Consider the following 26,077-nt stretch of genomic DNA (forward strand, 5'->3'; position numbering starts at 1 on the left):
CGCCATGTCGGCCGCCCCATCAAACGTTTCCCCCTCCTGGGCGGTCGAACTTGTCGGCATCGACAAGCGATTCGGCCCTGTCCATGCCAACCGCAACGTGACCCTGCGTTTCGCACCCGCCAGCATTCATGGGCTGGTGGGGGAGAACGGGGCGGGCAAATCCACGCTGATGAGCATCCTCTACGGCTTCTACGAGGCCGATGAAGGGACCATCCTGGTCCGCGGCCAGCCGGTCGACATCCGCACGCCGCAGGATGCCATCCGGCTGGGCATCGGCATGGTCCACCAGCATTTCATGCTGGTGGAGACCTTCACTGTACTGGAGAACCTGTTGCTGGGGCATGAGGGCGGCCCCGTGCTGGGCCCCGCCATGGCCCGCGCCCGGGCGGAGGTGCAGGCGCTGGAGGATCAGTTCGGCCTGGAAGTACCCCTGGACGCCATCGTTTCCGACCTGCCCGTGGGCGTGCAGCAGCGCGTGGAAATCCTGAAGGCGCTGTATCGCGGGGCGGAGGTGCTGATCCTGGACGAGCCGACGGCCGTGCTGTCGCCGCCGGAGGTCGAGCAGCTTTTCCGCATCCTGGAGCGGCTGCGCCAGCAGGGGCGCAGCGTGCTGCTGATCACCCACAAGCTGAAGGAGATCATGGCCGTCACCGACCGCGTGTCGGTGCTGCGCCGGGGGGAGGTCGTGGCCGAATTCACGACCGCCGAAACCGACCGGCAGGCCCTGGCCGATGCCATGGTCGGCCGCAAAACCTCCCTTTTCGTGGAAAAGGCCCCGGCTGTGCCGGGGGATGTGCTGCTGTCGGCGCGACAGGTCAATGTCGTGGACGGGCGCGGCGTGGCGACGCTGAAGGATGCCAGCCTGACGGTGCGGGCCGGTGAGATCGTGGGCGTGGCCGGCGTGGCCGGCAACGGTCAGTCGGAATTGCTGGAGGTCCTGTCCGGCATGCGTCGTTTTGAAAGCGGAACGGTAACGCTGAAGGGGGAGGAGATCGGCCCCCACACAGCCTATGATGCGGCCGGCGCCCGCCGGCGCGGCCTGGCCCATGTGCCGGAAGACCGGCTGAAGCTGGCGGTGATCAAGGAATTTCCGGCCCATGAAAGCGCCATCCTGGGCTATCACGAGGACAAGGACCTGTCGCGTGGCCTGCGGCTGGACTGGAAGCGCGTCGCGCTGAAGACCATTTCGCTTATGGAACGGTTCGATGTGCGCCCGCTGAACCCCAATCTGCGCACCTCCCTGTTCTCCGGCGGCAATCAGCAGAAGCTGGTGATGGCGCGGGAGATGGACCGCGAACCGGACATCCTTCTGGTGGGGCAGCCGACACGCGGCGTCGATATCGGCGCCATCGCCTTCATCCATCGCCAGCTTGTGTCCCTGCGTGACCGGGGCAAGGCCATCCTGCTGGTCTCCGCCGAACTGGACGAGATCCTGGCCCTGTCGGACCGCGTCCTGGTGATGTGCGACGGGGAGATCGTGGGCGAGCTGCCGGCGGCGGAAGCGACCGAAAGCCGGATCGGAACGATGATGGCGGGCATCAAGGAAGCCCCCGCCGCCGAAAGGGTTGCACCATGAGCGCAGGCGGCGGTCCGGACAATCTTCCCTGGTGGGCCACGGGCCTGCTGTTGCCCGTGGTCAATGTGGCGCTGGCGCTGCTGGTGTCGGCGCTGGTCATCCTGGCCATCGGGGAAGACCCGGTGGGTGCCCTGGGCAGCATGCTGCGGGGCGCCTTCGGCACGGGCGAGGGCATCGGCTACACTTTCTATTATGCCACCAGCCTGACCTTCACGGCGCTGGCCGTGGCCATGGCCTTTCATGGCGGGCTGTTCAATATCGGCGGGGAGGGGCAGGCCTATATCGGCGGGCTGGGCGTGGGCCTGGTCTGCCTGTCGCTCGGCGGCTGGCCCTGGTGGATGGTGCTGCCGCTGTCGGTGATGGGCGGTGCGGTGTTCGGGGGGGTGTGGGCGGCCATTCCGGGCTGGCTCCAGGCCTATCGCGGCAGCCATATCGTCATCACGACGATCATGTTCAATTTCATTGCCTCTTCCCTGATGGTCTATCTGCTGGTCAATGTGCTGATCAAGCCGGGCCAGATGTCGCCGGAGAGCGAGGCGTTCGATCCCAGCACCTTCCTGCCCATGATGGCCGACATGGCGGCATCTGTCGGGATCGCAATGGAAAGCTCGCCGCTGAATTTCTCGGTCTTTCTGGCGCTGGCCGCCTGCGTCGGGGTCTGGTTCTTCATCTGGCACACGCGCTGGGGCTATGCGCTGCGCGCCACGGGTGCCAACGAGAATGCGGCCCTTTATGCCGGCATCGACCCCCGGAAGGTGATCGTCGTGACCATGGCGCTGTCGGGGGCGCTGGCCGGGCTGCTGGGCGTCAACGAGCTGCATGGCGTGCAGCACCGCCTGATGCTGAATTTCCCGGCCGGGCTGGGCTTCACGGGCATCGCGGTGGCGCTGATGGGCCGCAACCACCCCGCCGGCATCATTCCGGCCGCCATCCTGTTCGGGGCGCTGTATCAGGGCGGGACCGAGCTGATCTTCGATTACCCCACCATCAGCCGTGAACTGGTCGTTGTGATCCAGGGCGTGGTGATCCTGTTCGCCGGGGCGCTGGAACATATGTTCCGCCCGGCGCTGGTGCGCCTGTTCGCCCGCCGCCCGTCCGTGGCGGCCAAGCCGGCGGGGGCCTGAGGCCATGGATTTCCTTCTCTCCCTCCTGTCGCTGCTGGATAGCACCCTGCGTCTGGCGACCCCGCTGCTGCTGGCGGCCCTGGCCGGCTTCTATTCGGAACGGGCCGGCGTGGTCGATATCGGCCTGGAAGGCAAGATGCTGGTGGCGGCCTTCGCCGCGGCGGCCGCGGCGGCCATGACAGGTTCGGCCTGGGCGGGGCTGGGGGCCGGCATCCTGGCTTCCCTGCTGCTGGCATTGCTGCACGGTTTCGCCTGCATCACGCACCGGGGCAATCAGGTCGTCTCCGGCGTGGCGCTCAACATCGTGGCGCTGGGCCTGACGGCCGTGCTGGGCAATGCCTGGTTCCAGATGGGTGGCCGCACACCCAACCTGCCGGCCGGTGCCCGGTTCGGGGAGATCACCCTGCCGCTGGCCGAGGGGCTACGGGGCGTGCCGCTGCTGGGTCCGCTCTATTACGAGCTGGTCAGCGGTCACAATATCCTTGTCTATCTGGCGCTGGCCGCTGTTCCCCTGACCTTCTGGGTCGCCTACCGCACCCGGTTCGGCCTGCGCCTGCGGGCCGTGGGCGAGAATCCGGCTGCCGTGGACACGGCCGGCATCTCCGTCACGGCGCTGCGCTATCAGGCGGTGCTGATCGCGGGGCTGTTGTGCGGTATCGCCGGCGCCTATCTTTCGACGGCGCAAGGGGCGGGGTTCCAGACCAACATGACGGCGGGCAAGGGGTTCCTGGCGCTGGCCGCGCTGATCCTGGGAAAGTGGAAGCCGGTGCCCACCCTGTTCGCCTGCCTGCTGTTCGCCTTCGCCGACGCCCTGCAGACCCGCCTGCAGGGGGTGCGCCTGCCGGGCATCGGTGAGGTGCCGGTGCAATTGATCGAGGCGCTGCCCTATCTGCTGACCGTGTTGCTGCTGGCCGGTTTCGTGGGCAAGGCCATTCCGCCCAAGGCCAGCGGCAGGCCCTATGTGAAAGATCGGTGATGTGAGGGAACGCTGACCGGGCCATGGCCGGTGGCCGCCCGGATCAGTTCACCGTCAGGCCGTTGCGGCTGTTCCAGGCGGCCTCCACCTCCGGTGTGCGCTGCAGGAGCAGCCCGTACCAGCCCAGTCCTTTGTAGGTCTCATAGCCCGGTGTCAGGGCGAAGGCGACGATGGTGCCATCCTCCGCCTGATAATAGCCCATGTCCTTGCCGTCGGTATGAAGCGGATAATGGCCGATCAGCAGGTAGCGCTGATCGCTGGCGGCCAGGACGCGGTGGCTGCTGTCGACGATCAGGCATTTCGTGCGACCTTCCAGCCGTTCCTCCTCCGTCAGGCGGACTGATTTCACCACCGCGCCGGCCTGCGGTGCCCAATCGAAGAAGATGCCCAGCACACCCAGCGGCCGGCCGGTTTCAGAACCGCCGGCCCGGATGGCAGTGGAATAGATGGCGACCGGCTGATTGTTCAGCCATTCATGCGGCGCCACGTCGGCCACCGCGAATTCGGTGCCGTCGCGCGTGGCCATGGCGTCGCGGAACCAGCTTTCACCGGCCACCGACCGGCCGCGCACGGCATAGCGGTCGGGCCGGCCGTTGGCGACAACCCGGCCACCGGCGTCGGCAATCCAGATATCGAGATAGACCGTGTAGGATTTCAGGATCACGCCGGCCCGATGGGCGGCATGGTCGGCCGTCAGGGCCGACGGCTCCTCCAGGGCTGCAACCACGGCATTGTCCGTGGCCCACCAGCGGACATCGCACGATCTCTCGTACAGGTTGCGATCGATGATGTCGATCATGTTGAGCGCGAGATCGGCCAGCCGTTGCCCGCGCATGGAACCGACAAGGTCCTGCCCCAACTGGTGCAGGCGGTTGGCGCTGCCCACGATCTCATCACGCATCCGGGCCGCCGTCGCGTCGATTTCGGCGGAGATGGACTGCACCTCCGCCGCGACGACGCCGAACCCCGCCCCATGCACCCCGGCCCGCGCCGCTTCGATCTTGGCGTTCAGCGCCAGGATCTTCGTGCGCCGGGTGATGTCGCCGATGGCGCTGGTGCGCTGCGCGGAAACCTCGGCAACTTCGCGTGCAAGTTCGATGATGGTTTCCGGCGAGGCGTCCGTTTCGGCCCCGACCTTCGGATGGGCGGAATGATCCGCCAGCAGGTCTTTCGGCATGCTACCCGTATTCGGCTCTTGGATTGCGATTTGCTTGGGCGTGATCGGTCCCTGTTCCTGAGCGTTACTGTGGCGCATCACGGAAGGAGCTTCTTGTTGCATAAATATTAACAAATGCTCAAAATATATCCAAGTTAAAATATTGATTAAAATCTAATCATATTTACGTGAGATTAATGGATGTAACCGCTTGTAAAACCGCCGGCCGGAATCGGCTGGTTAAATATTGGCCATCTGTGCCCATTATTTAGACGATTGTGCCGGGCACGGCACGGGGGCGGTGATGAGCCATGCCAGTCCGTGCCAGGGCCCGCAAACCCCCTTCTGTCCAATTCCGTCCTGCACTAGACCTGCGTCGGGTCGACGGGGATGCGGTCCGGTGTTTCAACCCCGTTGAAAACCCAAGTGAAGGGAATGCCGATGGCCACCATATTCATCGCGCGCAGCGCCGCTATCAGCCAATGGGGCTCCGATGTCGGGCTGGGCAAGAACCTGTTCAAGGTCGGGGTGACCGATGGCGATCCGGCGACCCTGGTGGCGGAAGGCTGGGCCGGGGAGAGCGACTGGACCCTGGTCAAGCAGCAGCCCGATGTCGACATCACGCAGGAACAGGCGGTAGAGCGCCTGGCCAAGCGCCAGAAGCGCGTCGATCCCACATACTATCCCCGGATCAAGGGCGAGACGGCCCTGTTCAAAGTGGTTGATGCCGATGTGCAGCGCCATATCGTCCTGGCCCGCGCCATGGCGGGAGACAGCGAGCGCACGCCCATCCGGTTGAAGCCCGCCGACTATGCGGCCTATCTGTTGAGCAACGCCCTGCGATAGGTGCTTGGGCCTGTGTATTGCGGGGCAGTGCCGGCGGCGGTGCCCCGCAAGAACGCCACCCTGTTCAGATCTTCGCGACGCGCAGATTGTTCGTGCTGCCGGCCTGGCCGAAGGGAATGCCGGCCACGATGACGATGCGCTGGCCCGATTGGGCGAAATCGGCGGTGACGGCCAGTTCCTTGGCGCGCTCCACCATCTCCTCGTAATTGCCGACATCGCCCGACCGGATGGCATGCGCGCCCCAGACCAGGGCCAGACGCCGGGCGACGTCGCCATTGGGCGTGGCGGCCAGCACCGGCACGTCCGGCCGCTTGCGCGCGATGCGGGCCACGGTATTGCCGCTGGCCGTGAAGGCGAAGATGGCGGCGGCCCCGATGGTGCCGGCCAGATCGCCCGCTGCTGCGGCCACGGCATGGGAGGGGGTATGATCCACCTCCGGTTCCAGCGCCGTGACGATGGGACGATAAGCGGAATGTTTCTCGGTGCTGGCGATGATGCGGTTCATCATCGACACCGCCTCCACCGGATATTGGCCGGACGCGCTTTCCGCCGACAGCATCACGGCATCGGCCCCGTCGAACACGGCCGTGGCCACGTCGGACGCCTCCGCCCGGGTGGGGGTAGGGCTGGCCACCATGCTGTCCAGCATCTGCGTCGCCACGATGACGGGCTTGGCGGCCAGCCGGGCGGCACGCACCAGTTCCTTCTGCCGGCCGGGCACATCCTCATGCGGGATTTCAACGCCCAGGTCGCCGCGCGCCACCATGATGGCGTCGGACAGGCGGATGATGTCGTCGATCTTCTCCAGCGCCTGCGGCTTCTCGATCTTGGAGACCAGACCGGCGCGGTCGCCGATCAGGCCCTTGGCCTCGATCACGTCGGACGGGCGCTGCACGAAGGACAGGGCCACCCAGTCCATGCCCAGGGACAGGCCGAACGCCAGGTCCGCCCGGTCCTTCTCGGTCAGCGGTGACAGGTCCAGCGCCGTGCCCGGCAGGTTGACGCCCTTGCGGTTGGAAATGGCGCCGCCCACGATCACCTCGGCCGTGATCACCTCGTCGGTGACGCCGCGCACCCGCACCCGGACGCGCCCGTCATCGATCAGCAGATCCTGGCCCGGCATGATGGCCTTGAAGATTTCCGGATGCGGCAGGGGGATGGACTGCTTGTCCCCCGGCTCCCGCCCCAGCCGGAAGATCACGCGCTCGCCCGTGATCAGGTCCTCCCGGCCAGCGGTCAGCGTGCCGATGCGGATCTTTGGACCCTGCAGGTCCTGCAGGATGCCGATGGGCCGCCCCACCTCCTGTTCCAGCGCGCGGATGGCGGCATGGACCTTGGCATGGTCCTCGTGCGTGCCATGGCTGAAATTCAGGCGGAACACATCGGCCCCGGCCAGGAACAGTTCCCGCAGCCTTTCCGGCGTGTTGCTGGCCGGGCCGACGGTGGCGACGATCTTGGCGTGGCGATGGCGACGCATGGGGGCCTCAAACTCTGGTGGTCCGACGATCGGTTGCGGGCGCTTGCCGCCCGTCCTTGATCTTCCTTGTATCACGGTTCCCGGAAAATTCGATGCCCGTGTTACAGGAAACCCCCATAAGATCGGTAATTTGATTACATTTCACCGAAGTGGCGCGATTGCCGGCATCCTTTGTGGGCAAGAACCCTGTCGCCTGCGCGTGGATGTGCGGGTGACACCCCCCCGCCTGCGGCACCACTGCTTATACCAACTTGCGATGAGTAGAACTCATCGCAAGTTGGTATTATGCCACGGGCGGGACCATCTGTTTTGGGTATCATGCCCGCTACCGATCACCCGACCCGGAAAGGACTGGCCCGCCATGCGTGCCGTCATGCTGCTGTTCATCGCCGCCGCCCTTGGGCTTGGCATGCTGGCCTTCGCGACCTTCCGGGCGACGGAAACGCTGGCGCCGTTGCCGCTGGCGGGGCGCGGCGCCATCGCCGCCGCCTTCATCGGGGCTGGGCTGCTGTTCGGCCTGTTCGTGTGGCTGCAAAGGCAAAGCCGGCGGCGCGATCGTGACCGGTCATGAGGATGGTGCCACCATGCGCATGAAGCCGGCGACCGTGGCCTCGACATGGGCATCCATTTCCGCCGCATCGGGCAGCGGCCGCATGCCCGTCACGGTCCGGAAGAACAATTCCCCTTCCACCAGCACCGCGAAGGCCTGCGCGGCCCAGCGGCTGTCCGGGCAGTGAACGACGCCCTTCTCGTGCAGGCCGGCCAGATAGGCTGACAGCTTCGCCAGGAACGGGTCGGGGCCGCAGCGGAAATAAATCTCCGGCAGACGCGGGAACTTGATCCCTTCCCCCATCACCATGCGCCACAACCCCTGAGCCTCGCCATCCATCAGCACGCCGGCCAGGGCGCGGGCCAGCCGCGTCAGCGTTTCCCGCGGGCAGCGCGCCTCCATCTCGGGCACGGCCAGCGGCTCCAGCACGTCGCCGCAGCGCTGCGTCACCATGGCCTCGAACAGCCCCTCCTTGTTGCCGAACAACTGGTAGAGCGTCGTCAGCGAACCGCCGGACCGGCGCACGATGGCGCTGAGGCTGGCCCGCTCGAACCCCTGTTCGAAGAAAATGGCAGCCGCCGAGTCGATCATGGCCTGCCGCCGTGCCTCCATGCGGGGCGACAGGTCGGCGGGGGGAGGGGGCGCAGGCTTCATCGGCAACAATTCCGGGCAACGGTTCCAGGTGCGAATGGATCGGGGGGCGATCGGTCGCACCACGAGGGTGATGGCCGTCACTTGCTCTTGTGTAATGTAGGTTACATTATCCGAACGTCATCACAAGCGATCTTCGGGGGACAGTGTATCATGGCAAGGGGGACCCGTGCCGGTGCCATCGCGTGGCCGGCCTTGGCCGTGATGGTGCCTTTGCTGCTGGCGGGCTGCGGCGAGCCGCTGGAAAGGCCGGTAGAGGTGCGGCCGGTGCGGGTGGCACAGGTCGCCTTTGACACAGCAGCGGGTGACCGCCACCATACCGGCTACATCGTTCCCCGGACGGAGGTGCAGGCCGGCTTCCGCGTGGCCGGCCGCATCGCCGCGCGGCTGGTGCAGGTGGGCGACCGCGTGGAACCCGGCCAGGTGCTGGCCCGGCTGGACCCGGTTGACCTGGACCTGTCCCTGAAGGCGGCGGAAGCGCGCCTGGCCCAGGCGGCGGCACAGGATGTCCAGGCGGCGGCCGACCTGAAGCGCTATACCCCGCTTCTGGCCTCCGGCACGATCGCCCAGGCGCAGTATGACCGGGTGAAGGCCGCCGCGGATGCCGCTGCGGCCCAGCGGCGGGAGGCGGCGTCCGGCCTGGATATGGCCCGCAACCAGCGCGCCTATGGCGCCCTGACTCTGGACCAGGGCGGGATTGTCACCGATGTGCTGGCCGATGCCGGGCAGGTGGTGGCTGCCGGCCAGACCGTGCTGCGCATCGCCACCGACCTGGGGCGGGAAGTGGCCATCGACGTGTCGGAGGCCGATGTTGCCCGTCTGAAGGTCGGCGATGCCGCCCAGGTGGAATTCTGGGCCGACCGGCATGTCGCCATGACGGGCACGATCCGGGAGATCACCCCCGCGGCCGACGCGGCCAGCCGAACCTTTCGCCTGCGCCTGTCCCTGCCCGGCGGCGCAGCCGGCGACAATGCCGTGCGTCTGGGCATGACGGCCCAGGTCCGCTTCCCCGATGCCGGCGCGCCGGCCCTGGCGCTGCTGCCATCCTCCGCCTTGTTCCAGGATGGCGACCGGCCGGCGGTCTGGGTGCTGGCTGCGACCCGCGACCGGGTACAGTTGCGCCCCGTGGAGGTGGCGGGCTACCGCCATGACGGGGTGTTGGTGAAGGCGGGCCTTCAGGCCGGTGAACTGGTCGTCACGGCCGGCGCCCACCGGCTGGATGCGGGCCTGCCTGTGCGCGTCTGGGACGGGAGCCTGCCGTGAACGGATTCAACCTGTCGGCATGGGCCATCCGCCACCAGGCGCTCGTCCTGTTCATGATCATCATGTCGGTGGCCGTGGGCGCCTATGCCTTCGTGACGCTGGGCCGGGCCGAAGACCCGAATTTCACGATCCGGACCATGGTGGTCACGGCGCAATGGCCGGGCGCCACGGCGCAGGAGATGCAAGAGCAGGTTACCGACCGTATCGAGCAGACCCTGCAGCAGGTGCCGAACTTTCATTTCACCCGGTCCTATGCCCGGCCTGGCGAAACGCTGATCTTCGTCAACCTGCACGACTATACCCGGTCCAATGTCGTACCCGACATCTGGTATCAGGTGCGCAAGCGCGTGGCGGACATCGCCCATACGCTGCCGGCCGGCGTCATCGGCCCCCAGTTCAACGACGAGTTCGGCGACACCTACGGCATCATCTATGCCTTCACGGGCGACGGGTTCCGGGATGCGGAAATGCGGCAGGTGCTGCTGGCCGCCCGCCAGCGGCTGCTGCGGCTGCCGTCGATCGGCAAGGTCGATCTGCTGGGCGTGCAGGACGAGAAGATCTATGTCGAGTTCGATACCGGCCGGCTGGCCGAAATGGGTGTCACCATCCAGCAGATCGGCAATGCGCTGGCCGCCCAGAACGCGGTAACGCCCACGGGCCTGATCGACACGGGCGCGGACCGGATCCGCGTCCGTGTCACGGGCGCGCTGACGACGGAGGATCAGGTGGCCGGCGTGCCGGTTCAGGCCAACGGCCGGCTGCTGCGCCTGGGCGACATCGCCGTCATCCGCCGGGCCGCCATGGACCCGCCCGACCGTCTGATGCGCCACAATGGCGAACAGGTGACGGGTCTGGCCATCTCCATGGCCACGGGCGGCAACATCCTGGACCTGGGCGACGCCGTGAAGCGGGAAATGGCCCTGATCCAGGCTGATCTGCCCCACGGGATCGAAATCGCGCCCGTGGCCGACCAGCCGACCGTGGTCCGCGCGTCCATCGACGAGTTCGCGGCCGCCCTGGCGGAGGCGCTGGGCATCGTGCTGCTGGTCACCTTCATCAGCCTGGGCCTGCGCACGGGCATCGTCGTGGCCCTGTCGGTGCCCCTGGTGCTGGCCGTCACCTTCGCGATGATGCTGGCCATGGGCATCGACCTGCACAAGATATCCATCGGGGCACTGATCATCGCGCTGGGGCTTCTGGTCGATGACGCCATCATCGCCGTGGAAATGATGATGGTGAAACTGGAACAGGGCTGGGACCGGGCACGGGCGGCCGCCTTCGCCTGGACCTCCACGGCCTTTCCCATGCTGTCGGGCACGCTGGTGACGGCGGCGGGCTTCGTGCCCGTGGGGTTCGCCCATTCCGCGGCCGGCGAATATACGGGCACCATCTTCTGGGTGGTGGCCACGGCCCTGCTGGTGTCCTGGCTGGTGGCCGTCATCTTCACCCCGTACATGGGCTACAAGATGCTGCCCGCCGCGCATGAGGGCAAGCCGGCGGAAGACCACAATGCCGCCTATGACAAGCCGCTCTACCGCCGCCTGCGGGCCAGCCTGGTCTGGACCGTGCGGCACCGGTTCCTGGTGATCGGCCTGACGCTGGCCGCCTTCGGCCTGTCGGTTGTGGGCTTCGGCTTCGTCCAGCAGCAGTTCTTCCCCTCTTCGGCACGCCTGGAACTGGTGGTCGACCTGGAACTGCCCGAAGGCACCTCCATCGCCGTCACGCGGCAGCGGGTGGCGGAGATGGAGGCGATCTTCGCCGCCGAAAAAGGTGTGGAAAGCCACAGCGCCTTCATCGGCGGCGGTGCGCCGCGTTTCTACATGCCGCTGAACCAGGAACTGAACCGGCCCAATTTCGCACAATTCATCTTGATGACGCACAGCCTGGACGACACGGTGGTGCTGTCGCACAGCCTGCCCCGGCTGCTGGAGACGCGGTTCCCCGACCTGCGTATCCGCGTCGCCCGGCTGGAGAACGGGCCGCCCGTGGGCTACCCGATCCAGTTCCGCGTCATGGGGCGCGATCCGGAAACGCTGCGCACCATCGCGGGGGAACTGCGCGACCTGATCCGCGCCAATCCCAACACGGTGGATGCCAACCTGGACTGGACGGAGAAGGTCCGCTCGGTGCGGCTGGTCGTGGACCAGGACCGGGCCAGGGCCCTGGGCGTGACCAGCCAGGATCTGGCGCTGGCCATGCAGACGGTCATGACCGGATATACGGCCACGCAGTATCGCGAGGGCAACGAACTGATCGACGTGGTGCTGCGCGCCGGGCAGGACGAGCGCACGGCCGCGGACCGGCTGGGCGACATCCGCCTGCGCGGTGCGGCCGGTCCGCTGCCGCTGTCGCAGATCGCGCGGATCGAGTACGGGCTGGAGGAGGGGATCCTCTGGACCCGGTCGCGCGACCTGACACTCACGGTCCGGGCCGACCTTGCCGGCGCGCATGTCCAGGCCCCCACCGTGACGGCCCAGATCGAACAGGCCCTGGCGCCGCTGCGCGCCCGGCTGCCCGCCGGCTACCGGATCGAGATCGGGGGTGCCGTGGAGGAAAGCGCCAAGGGCCAGCAATCCATCATGGCCGTGGTGCCCGCCATGATCCTGATCATGATGGCCGTGCTGATGGTGCAGTTGCAAAGCTTCCAGCGTGTCCTGCTGGTCTTCCTGACGGCGCCGCTGGGCCTGATCGGCGTCACCCTGGCCTTGCTGATCTTCCAGCAGCCCTTCGGGTTCGTGGCGCAACTGGGCGTCATCGCGCTGGCCGGCATGATCATGCGCAATTCGGTGATCCTGGTGGACCAGATCGAACAGGACATCGCCGCGGGCCATGGCCGGTTCGATGCCGTGGTCGATGCCACCGTGCGCCGGGCCCGTCCCATCGCGCTGACGGCCGCCGCGGCCGTGCTGGCCATGATCCCGCTGTCGCGCAGCACTTTCTGGGGGCCCATGGCGCTGTCCATCATGGGGGGACTGATCGTGGCCACGGCGCTGACGATCTACAGCCTGCCGGCCATGTATGCCGCCTGGTTTCGCGTGCGGGAGGAGGAGACCGGCCCCACGACGCCGGGCGGCTGGGCCGCCTGAAGCCAAGTCGCGCATGCGGCACCGGCGCTTCGTGGAACTGAAAAAGCCAGAGCGCATTTCCCCGGCTGGTGCCACCAAGTGGCCGGCCTACTCGGCCGGTACCAGACGGCGCGACAGGGTGGCGCGGGGTGGTGGTGCCTGACGGGCGCGGTCCAGGATGCCGCCCAGCCGTTCTGCCGCGCGGGCCAGCCTTTCCGGCGTGAAGGCGGCATAGCCCAGCAGCACGGCGCCGGGATCGCCGGCCGGGGCCGTGCTGCGGCGATGGGCCGACAGGGCGGGCAGGACAAGCCGGGCCTGCGCCGCCAGGGCCGACAGGCCGGCATCGTCGGTGCCCAGTTGGGGGGCCAGCCTGCCCAGCAGGTGAAGCCCGCTGCCGGCCGCTTCCACCTGGATGGCGCCGGCCCAGTGGCGGTCGGCCGCGAACAGCAGCGCCTGCTGGCGTTCGGCATAAAGCCGGCGGGTGCGGCGCAGATGGCTGGCGAAATGGCCCTCGGCGATGAAATCATGCACGGCCATCTGCTCGGGCAGCGGCACATGCAGGTCCATCCGCGCGCGCAGCGACTGGGCCGCCGCGACCAGCGGACCGGGCACGACCAGCCAGGCCAGCCGCAGGGCCGGCACCAGCATGTTGTCCAGCGCCCCCAGATGCAGCACCCGCTCATTCTCGTCCAGCCCCTGCAAAGCGGGCAGAGGCCGGCCGGTATAGCGGTAGCCGCCGTCGCGGTCATCCTCCAGCAGCCAGGCGCCGTTGCGGCGGGCCCAGGCCAGGACAGCCATGCGGCGGCGCAGGGGCATGGTGCCGCCCTGGGGGAACTGCCAGCCCGGCGTGACGACGGCCAGCCGGGCGTCGGGCGCCAACCGGGCGCCACGCTCGGGGTCCAGCCCTTCCTCGTCCACGGGCACGGGAACGGCGTTGATGCCGCGCTGGCCGAAGGTCAGGGATTGTACAGGGCAACCCGGGTCCTCCAGCCAGATGCTGTCGCCGGCTGCCAGCAGCAGCGTGGCGACGAATTCCAGACCCGCGCGGCGGTCGGGCAGGATCAGGATCTGTTCGGGATCGCAGGCGATGCCGCGGCTGGTCTGCAGATGGCCCGCCAGCACGCGGCGCAGCGCCGTCCAGCCGCCGGCCGTGTCATGGCCCAGAAGCAGGCCGCCGGCATCGCGCCAGCGCTTGGCCAGCAGCCGGCGCCAGGTGTCGATGTCGAACTGTTCATAGGCGGGGGCGCCCGGCTGGAAGGGCAGCAGCTCGGCACCGGCCGCCGGCACGGGCATGGCGGGGCGGGGCGGGGGGCGCAACGGGGCCGGTGCGGCCAGGCGCACGGCCGGCGCCATGGCATCGTCGGGCAGCGTCCGGCAGACGAAGGTTCCCGATCCGATGCGGGCTTCCAGATAGCCTTCCGCCGTCAGCCGGTCCACGGCCGCCACCACGGTATTGCGTGAGACGCCGAGATCGGTGGCCAGCGTCCGGGTGGAGGGCAGACGGTCACCCGGCCGGATGGCGCCATTGACGATGGCACCCCGCAGACGGTCGAACAGGCGCTGCTGCAGGGGCGTGCCGTCGGTGCCGTCGAACAGCGACAGCAGGGGGCCTTGGCTGAGTTTCATGCGACCGTACCTCCGGCGAAGAGCCCCAATGGCATCGGCGGGTGCCGGCATGGCACCGATCTGGCGCCGGGCCGGTGGCGCCGGCGGACAGCGGACGTGATGGGGTCACCCGCCGCCCGCCGGACCGACCTGTGGAGCGGCCGGACAACCGGGGAAGGCCGCTCCACCATCGCCGCCCACGGGGCGGTAGCCGGCGATGGTCCGGTCAGGGGGGCATCAGCCCACGATTTCACCCGTGGCGGGGTCGACCTGCAGGGTCTTGAAGCGGATGCCGTCGGCCGATTGCAGCTCGATCATCAGCATGCCCTTCTGCTTGCGGATATTGCCGACCCGGCCGAAGCGGATGTCGTTTTCCTTCATCCAGGCCTTGGCGATGTCTCGGGCCTCGGAGTTGCTCACCGGTTCGGTGCGCGTGACCGTGGCGGCCGGTTCCTTGGCGGCGACCTGGGCGGTATCAGCGGCGTGCGCAGCGGAAATGCCAAGGGTGGCGGCGAAGGCAAGGGCGATCAGGGTACGCATGGGTGGTTCCTCTCATCTCTGATCCGGTCACCGGTCGTTCCCGGCGACAGGCCCATCTGACCATCGCCGTTTTTCCGTTGCATGACGGGAAGGGGGCTGTTGTGAAACACTTCGTTTCCGGCCCCCGGGAACGTTACATTGTGGTAACAACATGGTCGTCGGCACCCCGCCCGCTATTCGATTATGATCGAGCCATGACCGAGAGCAGCACCCATCTCCTTGTCGTCGATGACGACCGTGAAATCCGCGACCTGTTGACGCGCTACCTGACGCGCCATGGCTACCGTGTGACGGCGGCCAAGGACGGGCAGGAGATGCGCCGTTACCTGGCCGACCGCAATATCGACCTGATCGTGCTGGATCTGATGATGCCGGGCGAGGATGGCCTGTCGCTGTGCCGCGCGGTGCGCGCCGATGGCGGCCCCCCGGTCGTCATGCTGTCGGCCATGGGAGAGGATGCGGACCGTATCCTGGGGCTGGAGATCGGCGCCGACGATTACCTGCCCAAGCCCTTCAACCCCCGCGAACTGGTGGCGCGGATCAAGGCCGTGCTGCGCCGGGCCGCAGGCCCCGGCAACGGGGCGACGGTCACGGCCGGCGCCATCCAGTTTTCCGGTTTCGTGCTGGACCAGGCGCAGCGCCGCCTGACCGACGCGAAGGGGGAGGAGGTGACGCTGACGGCCGGCGAATATGAATTGCTGGTGGCGCTGGCCACGCGCCCGCGCCGCGTGCTGTCGCGCGACGACCTGCTGGAGATCACGCGCGGCCGGTCGGCCGGGCCCTTCGACCGGTCCATCGACGTGCAGATCAGCCGCCTGCGCCGCAAGATCGAGGTCGATCCCGCCGATCCCGCCATCATCAAGACGGTGCGGTCCGGCGGCTATATCTTCTCGCCGGAGGTCCAGTCGCCATGAAGGCCCTCACCGACCGCATGTCCTATTCGATCTTCGCGGTGCTGGTCGGTGGCATTCTCCTGTCCCAGGCCATCGCACTGGGCCTGTACCGCTCCGACCGGGCGGAGGCGGTGGCCGATGCGGAGGGGGGGCAGCTTGCCAATTGCCTGGCCGGCTTCGCGCAGGCCATCGAGGAACAGCCGACCGACGTGCGGCTGGCGGTTCTGCGCTCCCTGAAAGAGCGCGAACTGACCGTGCGTACCAGCGCCGGCCATGACGTGCAGCTCGATGTCTATGAAAAGCAGCCCAGGGTGGCGGGAAAGCCGGAAATGTCCCCGGCCGTTTCCATCCCGCCCTTCGGCATGCCGGTGCCGCCGCCGCCGCAGCCCAGCGTCATCGAAGTGTCGCGGCAATTGAAGGATGGCACATGGATGCGGTTCCATGCGCCGGTCACGGCCACCGATGCCCTGCGCGAGCCGGGCTTCCTGGCCTCGCTGGGCGGGTCGGCCGCGGTGGCCATCCTGCTGTCGGCCTGGGTGCTGGGCTTCACGACGCGGCCCTTGCGCCGGTTCGCCGCCGCCGCCAACCGGCTGGGCATCGACATGAACGCCCCCTCGCTGGAGGAGGCGGGCCCGCGGGAGGTCCGGCTGGCCGCTGCCGCCTTCAACAAGATGCAGCGGCGGCTGCGCGCCTTCGTGGAGGACCGGACCCGCATGCTGGCGGCCGTCAGCCACGACCTGCGCACGCCACTGACGCGCATGCGCCTGCGTGCCGAATTCATCGATGATGATGTGGTGCGTGACAAGATGCTGGACGATCTGTCGGAGATGGAGGCGATGATCGGCTCCACCCTGGCCTTCGCCCGCGACGAGGCCAAGCACGAGACCATCGAGCCGCTGGAACTGAACGCCATCCTGGCCCGGCTCGGCGAGGACATGCGGGAGGCGGGCAAGCCCGTGGGCGTTACCCCGTCCCCGTTCCCCGTTCCCATCGTCGGCCGGCGCATGGCGCTGCGCCGCGCCTTGGGCAACCTGATGGAGAATGCCGTCAAATACGGCCAGTCGGCACAGGTGGCCGTGGCCATCACGGGCGAGAATGTCACCATTACCATCGATGACAAGGGGCCCGGCATCCCGGAGAGCGAGTTCGAGAACGTGTTCCGCCCCTTCTTCCGGCTGGAGGCGTCGCGGTCGCGTGATACGGGTGGCACGGGGTTGGGCCTGTCGGTCGCCAACGACGTGGTGCGGGCCCATGGCGGGGAAATCCGCCTGGCGAACCGCCCGGAAGGCGGGCTGCAGGTGACCGTGGTCCTGCCGATGGACCCGGCCACTGCCGCCGCATAGCGGGTAACCGTCGCGACGACGGTCCCCGCATCATTTCCCGGCATTCACCCGCCCTGCCTTGCGCGCGCCAAGGGGTGGGTGATGCGGCGGGTGTCAGAAGGTGTAGGCTAGGCCCATCCCGCCGGTGAACTGGTTGCGGCTGCCATTGTCCTTCACGAACGGGCTGTCGGCGGCATCGCCCAGCATGCGGGCATAGCCGACAAAGCCCGTGACGGACCAGTTCTTGTCCAGGGGTTGAATGAGGATGGCCATCAGGCCCGCATCCTTGAAGCCCGATCCGGCCTTGTAGCCGACCGCCGAGCCCGGTGTCACGGGATCGGCCGGATCGACGGGCCGCAGCCGGTCAGTCGTGGTGCTGAAGAACCGGTGCATGTAATCGCCGCTGGCCCAGGTCAGGGAGGGGCTGATCAGCAGCCCGGTTCCCGTCGCGAACTTGAAGATGTAGCCCGCGCCCAGGGTGACCGTCGTGCCCTTGTGGCCGCGGCCCAGCACATCGGTCGTGATGTCGGCCGACAGGCCCAGCGGGCCGACATCATATTCGATGAAGACCCGCCCGACGGCGGTATCACCGACGCCGCGATAGCCGCGCAGGGCCGGATGCTTGCCGCTGCTGCGTCCGCCATCGAAGCCGATGGCGGCGCCCACGGTCAGCGGTCCCCCGTTCAGCACGTTGGCCCCCAACCCCATGCGGGACAGGAAGTAGCGGTCATCATACGAGATATCGATGTCTGGCAGCGGGCGCAGCTTGTAGCTGTCCGAACCCTGGTATTCGGGCATCACGAACCCGACGGCGCCCAGCCGGATGGACCAGCGGTCGTCGGGGTCGGCCGGTCCGGCGACGGCGGGGCTTATCGTGGTCACGGCTAAAAGGGCGGCGATGGCCGCGGCCATGTGCAAGCGCCCGCTGGGGGAACGGGTGGTCATGGTCTCAGTCTCTCCGTCTGGGTATCGAACGGGCAAAGCAGCGTCAAACAGGGCCCCTCCATGCTTGGCCCGGCGGCTCGCGCGGGAGGCGGAACGACCGGTGCCATTCTCATGAACACTGATCATCCGAATATGTTCACCGCGTGCGGTACGGTTTCTCCCTTTCCCCGGCATCGCTTTAGCCGATAGAGTGTCGCCCAGCGTCGCTTGCGACCAGAATCCCTCCCGTATGACCAAGGGTGAACCATGCCCCGGCGACAAGGGGCAAGCGCCTGCCGGAGTTTCAGTGACCATGCCCATCATCAATCGTATCGCCGACTTCCACGCCGACCTGACCGCCTGGCGCCACCACATCCATGAGAATCCCGAAACCGCCTTCGAGGAGTTCCAGACGTCCGACTTCGTGGCGGGGAAACTGACGGAATTCGGCATCGAGGTGCATCGGGGCATCGCCGGCACCGGCCTGGTGGGTGTGCTGCATGGCAAGGGCGGGCCGACCGGGACCGCCATCGGCCTGCGCGCGGACATGGATGCCCTGAACATGCAGGAGGACAATAGTTTCGCCCATGCCAGCAAGGTTCCGGGCAAGATGCATGGCTGCGGCCATGACGGCCACACGACCATGCTGCTGGGAGCCGCCCGCTATCTGGCGGAGACCCGGAACTTCAGCGGCACCGTGAATTTCATCTTCCAGCCGGCCGAGGAAGGGGCCGGCGGCGGGCGGCGCATGGTGGAAGAAGGGCTGTTCGACCGCTTCCCTTGCGACATGGTGTTCGGCATGCACAACTGGCCCGACCTGCCGCCCGGCGAGATGGTGGTGAAGGCCGGTCCCATCATGGCCGGCGCCGACCAGTTCGAGATCAAGGTGGCGGGCAAGGGCGGCCATGCGGCCCTGCCGCATCATGCCATCGATCCGGTGGTGATCGCCGCCCATATCGTCACGGCCACGCAGACCATCGTCAGCCGGAATGTCAGCCCCATCGAGAGCGGCGTCATCTCCATCACGCAGATCCATGCCGGCAGCGCCTATAACGTGATCCCGCAGGAAGTCACCATGCGCGGCACCGTGCGTGCCCTGTCCCACGAGGTACGCGACCAGCTGGAAACCGGGCTGCGCCGCATCGTGGAGACATTGCCGGCTGCCTTCGGGTCCAGCGCCACCCTGGCCTATCGCCGGGGATATCCGCCCACGGTCAACCATGCCGGGGCGCCGACCAATCTGGCCACCCGCGTCGCGGCCGATCTGGTGGGAGACGACAAGGTCCATAACGATGTCGGGCCCAGCATGGGGGCGGAGGATTTCGCCTTCATGCTGCAGGAGCGGCCCGGCTGCTATGTCTGGATGGGGCAGGGCGGTGCGGCGCTGGGCTGCCTGCTGCACAATCCGCGCTATGATTTCAACGATGATATCCTGACCATGGGATCCAGCTACTGGGCGCGCCTCGTCGAAACGGCGATGCCCGCGGCGGCCTGACCATGCCGGGATGGAGCAACAGGGCGGGACGGGTCGCCCTTGGTGGCCTGTTCCTGGCGGCGCTGGCCTTCGTGCCGGGATGCGGGGGCGGTGCCAGCGCCTGGCTGGCCGGGGAGGCCGGTGGCGGCATGGCCGGGATGTCCGGCGACGTGCCGCCGCCCCTGGCTGCCCGCGCCATGTGGCGGGCCGATAATGGTCGTGCCCAGTCGCAATCCTTTCTGGTAGCCCGTAACGACGCGGAATGGCTGGCCCTTTGGGATCTGGCCGGCCGGTCGGCGCCAGGGGGGCTGCCGGGGGACCAGATGGCGCTGGGCGTCTTCCTGGGCACGCGCACGACAACCGGCTATTCGGTCGACATCATTCGCCTGCGGCCTGAACGGCGGACGGGTCAGCGCGACCGGCTGGTCGTGGAATATCGGGAGATATCACCGCCGGACGGCATGATGACGGCACAGATCCTGACCAGCCCCTATGCCATCATCCTGGTCGATCGCAGCGAAGCCATCGTGCGCTACAACCGTATGCCCTGAACCGCCTTCCGCTGGGGCCCCGGGTCGGGGATGCCGGCCGTCCCAGCCGGAAAGCGATGGGCGCGAAGGACCTTTTCCTGCCTGGGGTGTTATAAAACAGGCCTGATACCGTGTCCCGGTGATCGCATCGATCACCGGGCACTGGTGTTAACAATAACAGGGGGAGCATCCGGACATGACGAACCCGACCCGTACCGGTGGCCGCATCCTGGTCGATTCGCTGGTGGCGCTGGGCGCCGATACTGCCTTCTGCGTGGCCGGCGAAAGCTATCTGGAGGTGCTGGACGCCGCGACCGATCGGCCGGAACTGCGCCTGATCACCTGCCGCCAGGAAGGCGGGGCGGCCTTCATGGCGGAAGCCTGGGGCAAGCTGACGGGCCGGCCGGGTGTCTGCATGGTGACGCGCGGTCCAGGTGCCTGCAATGCCGCCATCGGCATCCACACGGCCTTCCAGGACAGCAGCCCCATGGTGGTGCTGATCGGCCATGTGGCCCGCGGCCACCTGGACCGGGAAGCGTTCCAGGAGATCGACTATCGCCAGATGTTCGGCCCGGTGGCCAAATGGGTCGGACAGATCGACCGGGTGGAGCGTATTCCCGAATATATGGCCCGGGCGTTCCGCGTCGCCACGGCTGGCCGGCCGGGTCCCGTCGTCCTGGCCCTGCCGGAGGATGTGCTGCGCGACAAGGCGGCAGTGGCCGATCCCGCCACGGCATGCGATTTCGCTGATGCCGCACCGGACGCCGACACGGCCGACAAGGTGGCCGTCATGCTGCGCACCGCCCGGCGGCCGCTGGTCATGGTCGGTGGCGGCCATTGGAGCGATGATGCCAGTGCCGACCTGAAACGCTTCGTGGAGGGGTGGAACCTGCCCGTGGTCTGCGCCTTTCGCCGGCAGGACATCATGGAGAATGACAGCCCCTGCTATATCGGCGACCTGGGCACCGGCGCGGCACCGACGCTGGTCGAACGGGTGAAGCAGGCGGACATGATCCTGGCCATCGGCACCCGGCTGGGTGAGACGATGACCCAGGGTTACACGCTGCTGACGCCGCCGCGCCTGTCCGTGCCGCTGATCCACATCCATGCGGATGCGGGCGAGCTGGGCCGGGTCTATCAGCCGGACCTGGGGGTGCAGGCCACGCCGGCCGCCGCCACCCGCACCCTGGCCGATCTGAGGGCGCCCGGTGATTGCCGGTGGGCCGACTGGACAGCCGGCGGGCGGGCGGATTACGAGGCATGGCAGGTGCCGGCCCCCTGCAATGGCACGCTGGACCTGGGCGCCATCATGCTATGGCTGCGCGACAACCTGCCCGATGATGCCATCATCACCAATGATGCCGGCAATTTCTCCGGCTGGGGCCACCGGTTCCTGCGCTATGGCCGGCCGGGGCGGCAGTTGGCGCCGGCCAACGGGGCCATGGGCTATGCCTTTCCGGCGGCCCTGTCGGCCAAGCTGGCCAGCCCGCAGCGGCTGTGCCTGTCCATGTCCGGTGATGGCGGGTTTCTGATGACGGGTCAGGAACTGGCCTCCGCCATCCAGTGCGGCGCCGCGCCCATCGCCTTGGTCTTCAACAATGGCATGTACGGCACCATCCGCATGCACCAGGAACAGCGATTCCCCGGCCGGGTCAGCGCCACCAGCCTGACCAACCCGGATTTCGCCGCGCTGGCCCGTGCCTATGGCGCCTTTGGCGCCGTCGTGGAACGGACGGAGGATTTCGTGCCCGCCTTCCAGGCGGCCATCGACAGCGGCACGGCCGCCGTGATCGAATTGCGCATGGACCCGGAAATGATTACGACCCGCACGACGCTGAGCGCCATGCGGGCCGCGGCCCTGGAGCGCGGGAAATCCGCATCGTCCTGAGGGATCGGCTCCCGCCTTCGCCGGCCGGCCAGTCGCTTCCGGATGGGGACCGGCCGCAGCCGGACGGGAACAAGGGAACCAGACGGGGTCGGCCCTACTCACCCGCCCCGTCGGCCACCACGCGGTTACGGCCGCTGCGCTTGGCCTGGTAAAGCGCCGTGTCTGCCCGGCGCAGCAGGGCATCGCCCGATTCAGGATTACCATCGGCATCCAATGCGCCATCGGCCAGGGCCACACCGATGCTGATCGTCACATCGATCCGGCCCACCGGGGCGGTCACGGCGAACGGCTCCTCCGCAATGCGGCGGCGCAGCCGTTCCGCAACGGCCATGGCCTGGACCCCGTCCGTATCGGGCATGATGACGACGAATTCCTCCCCGCCCAGCCGGGCCACGAGGTCGAAATTGCGCAGGTTGCGGCTGGCGCGCTGCGCCACCTCCTTCAGCACCTCATCCCCGACACCATGGCCCCATGTGTCGTTGACCACCTTGAAATGGTCGATATCGAACAGCAGGGCGGACACGGGCTTGTTGTTGCCGCCCGAGCGGTCCAGCAGCCGGGGAAGATGGGCCGACAGATAGCGGCGGTTGAACAGGCCCGTCAGGCTGTCGGTCAGCGCCATGGACAGGCTGGCCTCGTAATTGGCGCGCAGCTTGTCCTGGTAACGCTTGCGGCGGACCTGCGTGCGGGTGCGGGCCAGCAGTTCATTCCGGTCGATCGGCTTGATCAGATAGTCGTTGGCACCCAGCTCCAGCCCCTTGGCGACACGGTCCATGTCCGTCTCGTCGGCCAGCAGCAGGACGGGGATCTGGCGGGTCTTCTCATGGCTGCGCAATTGGGAGCACAGGCGCAGCCCATCCTCCCGCATCAGCGTCAGCGAGATGACGATCAGCTCGAACTCCTCCGCCAGCGCCAGTTCCAGGCCGCCGGCGCAACTGTCGGTGTCCGTCACCTCGTCCCGGTCGCGGGCCAGCGTCTCGGTGATCTTGTCCAGATCGATGGCGCTGTCCTCCACCACCAGGACACGGGCACCTTCCGCCGTCTGGGTATGGACCGAGTCGGTGGAAACCAGCATGCCGAGCTGGCCCGAGGTGCTTTCGCGCAGCCGCCATTCGTCCGTCATCATCTTCAGGCGGACCAGGGACCGCACACGGGCGAACAGGGCCACGTCATTGACCGGCTTGGTCAGGAAATCGTCGGCCCCGGCCTCCAGCCCGCGCACGCGGTCCGACGCATCGGACAGGGCGGTGACCATGACGACCGGTATGTGCATGGTGGCCGGATCGGCGCGGATCTTCTCGCAGACCTCGAACCCGTCCATGCCGGGCATCATCACGTCCAGAAGAACGATATCGGGGTGCTGCGCTTTGATCCGTTCCAAGGCCTCCGGCCCGGAATTGGCGGTTACGACATCGAAATATTCCCGCGTCAACTTGGCCGCGAGCAGTTTCACATTGGGCAATACGTCATCGACGACAAGGACCCGAGCCGACATTGTTCTCTACCCACCGACCCGGCAATCCGGGCCTTCAGAGGAAACGTTGCACCGTCTGCAGAAACTTCGCCACCGAAATCGGCTTGGCGATGTAGTCCTCGCAACCACCTTCGCGAATCTTTTCCTCATCCCCCTTCATCGCGAAAGCCGTCACGGCGACCACGGGTATCGTCCGCAGATCATCATCTTCCTTCAACCACTTGGTAACCTCAAGCCCTGATACCTCCGGGAGCTGGATATCCATAAGGATAAGGTCGGGCCGATGCTCCCGTGCCAAGCGCAGCGCCTCCATCCCGTCGCGGGTCTGCAGTGTCGCATAGCCGTGCGCCTCCAGCAGATCGTGGAAGAGCTTCATGTTCAGCTCATTATCCTCCACGATCAGCACGCGGCGGGGCTTCGGCATGGACGTGTCGGCATCCTGTGCGCTATCGGGAACCATTACGTGCCACTCCGCCATTCTCGTCGTATTGCCGTCCCGTGGGGCAGGGGGCGGCCCCCGCCTGCAACCTGCCCCGGAACCTTACCATATTAGACGGCTTCAAACCTTAACCATTCGTTACCTCAGCACCCATCATGCAGCAGCATCCGCCCGTTTCCCCACCCCCCGGTCAGGGGCATGCCGAGGCGCTGTGCCGTGATTGCGGCCAGGCGCAGGGGGCGGCGCGCCGGTGCGTGCCGTGCGGGTCGGCACGGATGGTGTCCCATGCTGAGTTGCACAGCCTGTCCATCGCCCATATCGACTGTGACGCCTTCTATGCCAGCGTGGAGAAGCGCGACCGGCCGGAACTGGCCGATCAGCCCGTCATCGTGGGCGGCGGTCATCGCGGTGTGGTCTCTGCCTGCTGCTATATCGCGCGGCTCTATGGCGTGCGCTCGGCCATGCCGATGTTCAAGGCGCAGCAGCTTTGCCCCGGCGCCGTGGTCATCAAGCCCGACATGCGCAAATATGCCACCGTGGGGCGGCAGATTCGCGCCCTGATGGAGGCGGTGACCCCGCTGGTGGAGCCGATTTCCATCGACGAGGCCTTTCTGGACCTGACGGGCACCGAACTGCTGCATGGCGGCAGCCCGGCCCGCACCCTGGTCCGGCTGGTGCGGCGCATCGAGACGGAGATCGGGGTCACAGCCTCCATCGGCCTGTCGCACAACAAGTTCCTGGCAAAAGTGGCCAGCGACCTGGACAAGCCACGCGGCTTCGCCATCATCGGCCGGGCGGAGACGCTGCCCTTCCTGGCGCCCCGGCCCGTGGGCATGATCTGGGGCGTCGGCAAGGCGCTGCGCGCCAGGCTGGAGGCCGACGGGCTGCGCACCATCGGTCAGTTGCGGGAAGTGGAAATGAAGGTGCTCGCCCAGCGCTATGGCGCCATGGGCATGCGGCTCTACCATTTCAGCCGTGGCCAGGATGACCGCCGTGTCTCCCCCCACAGCCCCACAAAGAGTGTGTCGGCGGAAACCACCTTCAACAGCGACCTGTCGGCCCTGGTCGATCTGGAACGTGAATTGTGGCCGCTGGCCGAGACCGTCTCGCGGCGCATGAAGGCCGGCGGCCATGCCGGGCTGACCGTGACGCTGAAGCTGAAGACACCGGATTTCAAGCTGATCACCCGCAACCAGCGGCTCTCCTCGCCCACGCAACTGGCCGACCGTATCTTCCGAACGGGGCGGGACCTGTTGCGCGCGGAATGCGACGGCCGCCGGTTCCGCCTGCTGGGCATCGGTTGCCACGATCTGGTGGACCCGCGCGATGCGGACCCGCCCGATCTGGCCGATCCCGCGCAGCAACAACGGGCCCGCGTCGAACGGGCCATCGATGCCGTGCGGGCCAAGCTGGGCGGGCAGGCCATTGCCAAGGGGCGTGGATTGCTGGCGGCGGGCGGCAAGCCCGGACGTGATCCGGTGGAGCGATAGGGTGGCGTAATAGAGTGGCGCGCCGCCGCATGCTCATCGTCGCCAGGCAACCGCCTGGGGGCGCCGGCGCTGGAGAACGGGGGCCGGCTACGATAACCGCGCCATGACATCACTTGCCGAATGTGAAGCGCACGCCGGCCAGCGCACTCCAGGTCTGGGCCGTGCCGTGCGTGGCGAAATCATCCGTGGCGGTGAAGGCCGCTTCCCCGCCGCGCAGATAGCGTCCGTCGGCGAAGAAGGAAAGCCCGTCGCTGAACGGCACGGTCAGGCCGACGATGCCCTGGTAGGCGAAACTGTCGGTGCCACGAAGGTCGGGATAGCCCATGGCCAGCCGCTCCGCCTCTGTCCGGGTCCAGCCTACGCCAAGCCCGACATAGGGGGTAAGCCAGTCATTGACCCGCATATTCACGCGGGCATTGGCGATGCCGCCACGAGGGGCGCCGGACGCCTCCGCGGCGGGGGAGGTCAGCAATGCCGGCTCCCGCTCCTTATAGGCATATTCCAGTTCCAGGCGGAAGCTTTCCATCGGATGCCAGTCGGACCCGGGCTGCAGCGCCGCAGTGCCCGCGCCAAGGCCATATGTAGCGCTGTTACCGGCACCGGCCCCGAGATAGCGGCCCGACAAACCCTGAAGATAGGCGCCCGGCAGCTCTGAATCGGTAACGGCCGCATCCTGCGCCGAGGCGCAAAGGGCGGCGGAACCGAAACAAAGAAGGGACAGGGCGATCTTCAGCGTCTTCATGACCTCTGCTCCGAATGTTCTTTACATAGTCCAAAAGAACAACAGAGTCATGCACCCAGTCGGATGACGGCC

The 26,077-nt window shown here is 67.4% G+C and carries 22 protein-coding genes; 13 read left to right on the forward strand and 9 right to left on the reverse strand.

Annotation, left to right across the window (positions count from 1 at the left end; all coding sequences use genetic code 11):
• Positions 1-4: 4 nt before the first annotated feature.
• Genes ACM9LZ_RS14690 through ACM9LZ_RS14700 form a run of 3 tightly spaced genes read left to right on the forward strand, consistent with a single transcriptional unit; the run spans position 5 to position 3,676 of the window.
• Positions 5-1,576, forward strand: coding sequence for an ABC transporter ATP-binding protein (locus tag ACM9LZ_RS14690; RefSeq protein ID WP_416620236.1), 1,572 nt, complete (start codon positions 5-7; stop codon positions 1,574-1,576).
• Positions 1,573-2,700 (forward strand): ABC transporter permease, encoded by a 1,128-nt coding sequence (locus ACM9LZ_RS14695; protein WP_416620237.1) that lies wholly within the window; start codon positions 1,573-1,575, stop codon positions 2,698-2,700. The genes ACM9LZ_RS14690 and ACM9LZ_RS14695 overlap by 4 nt, the downstream gene beginning before the upstream one ends.
• A 4-nt stretch (positions 2,701-2,704) precedes the next feature.
• Complete coding sequence (locus tag ACM9LZ_RS14700; protein WP_416620238.1) at positions 2,705-3,676, forward strand: ABC transporter permease; 972 nt, start codon at positions 2,705-2,707, stop codon at positions 3,674-3,676.
• A gap of 43 nt (positions 3,677-3,719) precedes the next feature.
• Here the strand turns inward: ACM9LZ_RS14700 and ACM9LZ_RS14705 are convergent, their stop codons facing one another.
• Entirely contained in the window at positions 3,720-4,853 is a 1,134-nt protein-coding gene (locus ACM9LZ_RS14705; protein WP_416620239.1) for a methyl-accepting chemotaxis protein, read from the reverse strand.
• A 420-nt stretch (positions 4,854-5,273) separates the two neighbouring features.
• On the opposite strand from ACM9LZ_RS14705, the gene ACM9LZ_RS14710 reads away from it, so the two are divergent.
• Positions 5,274-5,678, forward strand: coding sequence for a hypothetical protein (locus ACM9LZ_RS14710; RefSeq protein ID WP_416620240.1), 405 nt, complete (start codon positions 5,274-5,276; stop codon positions 5,676-5,678).
• A gap of 64 nt (positions 5,679-5,742) precedes the next feature.
• On the opposite strand, the gene pyk is transcribed toward ACM9LZ_RS14710, so the two are convergent.
• On the reverse strand, positions 5,743-7,155 hold the full coding sequence (gene pyk / locus ACM9LZ_RS14715; protein WP_416620241.1) for a pyruvate kinase: 1,413 nt from the start codon (positions 7,153-7,155) through the stop codon (positions 5,743-5,745).
• 361 nt (positions 7,156-7,516) lie between these two features.
• Between pyk and ACM9LZ_RS14720 the strand changes: the two genes are divergently transcribed.
• Positions 7,517-7,726, forward strand: a complete 210-nt coding sequence (locus tag ACM9LZ_RS14720; protein ID WP_416620242.1) for a hypothetical protein — start codon at positions 7,517-7,519, stop codon at positions 7,724-7,726.
• On the opposite strand, the gene ACM9LZ_RS14725 is transcribed toward ACM9LZ_RS14720, so the two are convergent.
• Complete coding sequence (locus ACM9LZ_RS14725; protein ID WP_416620243.1) at positions 7,721-8,359, reverse strand: TetR/AcrR family transcriptional regulator; 639 nt, start codon at positions 8,357-8,359, stop codon at positions 7,721-7,723. The two genes, ACM9LZ_RS14720 and ACM9LZ_RS14725, sit on opposite strands and share 6 nt — an antisense overlap.
• A 150-nt stretch (positions 8,360-8,509) precedes the next feature.
• Between ACM9LZ_RS14725 and ACM9LZ_RS14730 the strand changes: the two genes are divergently transcribed.
• Positions 8,510-9,619, forward strand: coding sequence for an efflux RND transporter periplasmic adaptor subunit (locus tag ACM9LZ_RS14730; protein WP_416620244.1), 1,110 nt, complete (start codon positions 8,510-8,512; stop codon positions 9,617-9,619).
• On the forward strand, positions 9,616-12,705 hold the full coding sequence (locus tag ACM9LZ_RS14735) for an efflux RND transporter permease subunit (RefSeq protein ID WP_416620245.1): 3,090 nt from the start codon (positions 9,616-9,618) through the stop codon (positions 12,703-12,705). The genes ACM9LZ_RS14730 and ACM9LZ_RS14735 overlap by 4 nt, the downstream gene beginning before the upstream one ends.
• Positions 12,706-12,792: 87 nt before the next feature.
• On the opposite strand, the gene pdxR is transcribed toward ACM9LZ_RS14735, so the two are convergent.
• Together pdxR and ACM9LZ_RS14745 are read right to left on the reverse strand one after the other, a co-directional pair.
• Positions 12,793-14,310 carry a MocR-like pyridoxine biosynthesis transcription factor PdxR gene (gene pdxR / locus ACM9LZ_RS14740; RefSeq protein WP_416620246.1) on the reverse strand — a complete coding sequence of 506 codons (1,518 nt, stop codon included), beginning with the start codon at positions 14,308-14,310 and terminating at the stop codon, positions 12,793-12,795.
• 216 nt (positions 14,311-14,526) lie between these two features.
• Positions 14,527-14,829: a hypothetical protein gene (locus ACM9LZ_RS14745; RefSeq protein WP_416620247.1), complete on the reverse strand. Its 303-nt coding sequence runs from the start codon at positions 14,827-14,829 to the stop codon at positions 14,527-14,529.
• A 194-nt stretch (positions 14,830-15,023) separates the two neighbouring features.
• Here ACM9LZ_RS14745 and ACM9LZ_RS14750 point away from each other — a divergent pair, with 194 nt between their 5' ends.
• Both ACM9LZ_RS14750 and ACM9LZ_RS14755 read left to right on the forward strand, forming a co-directional pair.
• Positions 15,024-15,743, forward strand: a complete 720-nt coding sequence (locus tag ACM9LZ_RS14750) for a response regulator (RefSeq protein ID WP_416620248.1) — start codon at positions 15,024-15,026, stop codon at positions 15,741-15,743.
• Complete coding sequence (locus tag ACM9LZ_RS14755; protein WP_416620249.1) at positions 15,740-17,065, forward strand: ATP-binding protein; 1,326 nt, start codon at positions 15,740-15,742, stop codon at positions 17,063-17,065. The genes ACM9LZ_RS14750 and ACM9LZ_RS14755 overlap by 4 nt, the downstream gene beginning before the upstream one ends.
• Positions 17,066-17,158: 93 nt before the next feature.
• Here ACM9LZ_RS14755 and ACM9LZ_RS14760 read toward each other — a convergent pair whose 3' ends face one another.
• Positions 17,159-17,989, reverse strand: a complete 831-nt coding sequence (locus ACM9LZ_RS14760) for a MipA/OmpV family protein (RefSeq protein ID WP_416620250.1) — start codon at positions 17,987-17,989, stop codon at positions 17,159-17,161.
• A gap of 292 nt (positions 17,990-18,281) precedes the next feature.
• Here ACM9LZ_RS14760 and ACM9LZ_RS14765 point away from each other — a divergent pair, with 292 nt between their 5' ends.
• From ACM9LZ_RS14765 to ACM9LZ_RS14775, 3 genes are all read left to right on the forward strand, one after another.
• Positions 18,282-19,463, forward strand: a complete 1,182-nt coding sequence (locus tag ACM9LZ_RS14765) for a M20 aminoacylase family protein (RefSeq protein ID WP_416620251.1) — start codon at positions 18,282-18,284, stop codon at positions 19,461-19,463.
• A gap of 2 nt (positions 19,464-19,465) precedes the next feature.
• Positions 19,466-19,993 (forward strand): protease complex subunit PrcB family protein, encoded by a 528-nt coding sequence (locus ACM9LZ_RS14770; RefSeq protein ID WP_416620252.1) that lies wholly within the window; start codon positions 19,466-19,468, stop codon positions 19,991-19,993.
• A 175-nt stretch (positions 19,994-20,168) separates the two neighbouring features.
• Positions 20,169-21,860 (forward strand): thiamine pyrophosphate-binding protein, encoded by a 1,692-nt coding sequence (locus ACM9LZ_RS14775; RefSeq protein WP_416620253.1) that lies wholly within the window; start codon positions 20,169-20,171, stop codon positions 21,858-21,860.
• Positions 21,861-21,954: 94 nt separating this feature from the next.
• Here ACM9LZ_RS14775 and ACM9LZ_RS14780 read toward each other — a convergent pair whose 3' ends face one another.
• The gene (locus ACM9LZ_RS14780; protein ID WP_416620254.1) at positions 21,955-23,355 is read right to left on the reverse strand and encodes a PleD family two-component system response regulator; all 1,401 of its coding nucleotides are present in this window, start codon (positions 23,353-23,355) and stop codon (positions 21,955-21,957) included.
• A 34-nt stretch (positions 23,356-23,389) separates the two neighbouring features.
• Complete coding sequence (locus ACM9LZ_RS14785) at positions 23,390-23,758, reverse strand: response regulator (protein WP_416620255.1); 369 nt, start codon at positions 23,756-23,758, stop codon at positions 23,390-23,392.
• Positions 23,759-23,928: 170 nt separating this feature from the next.
• Between ACM9LZ_RS14785 and ACM9LZ_RS14790 the strand changes: the two genes are divergently transcribed.
• Positions 23,929-25,263 carry a DNA polymerase IV gene (locus ACM9LZ_RS14790; protein WP_416620256.1) on the forward strand — a complete coding sequence of 445 codons (1,335 nt, stop codon included), beginning with the start codon at positions 23,929-23,931 and terminating at the stop codon, positions 25,261-25,263.
• Positions 25,264-25,372: 109 nt separating this feature from the next.
• Here the strand turns inward: ACM9LZ_RS14790 and ACM9LZ_RS14795 are convergent, their stop codons facing one another.
• The gene (locus ACM9LZ_RS14795) at positions 25,373-26,005 is read right to left on the reverse strand and encodes an outer membrane protein (protein ID WP_416620257.1); all 633 of its coding nucleotides are present in this window, start codon (positions 26,003-26,005) and stop codon (positions 25,373-25,375) included.
• Positions 26,006-26,077: the final 72 nt, after the last annotated feature.

The organism is Niveispirillum fermenti, assembly GCF_048066175.1.
In the GTDB taxonomy this organism is placed as follows: Bacteria; Pseudomonadota; Alphaproteobacteria; order Azospirillales; family Azospirillaceae; genus Niveispirillum; species Niveispirillum fermenti.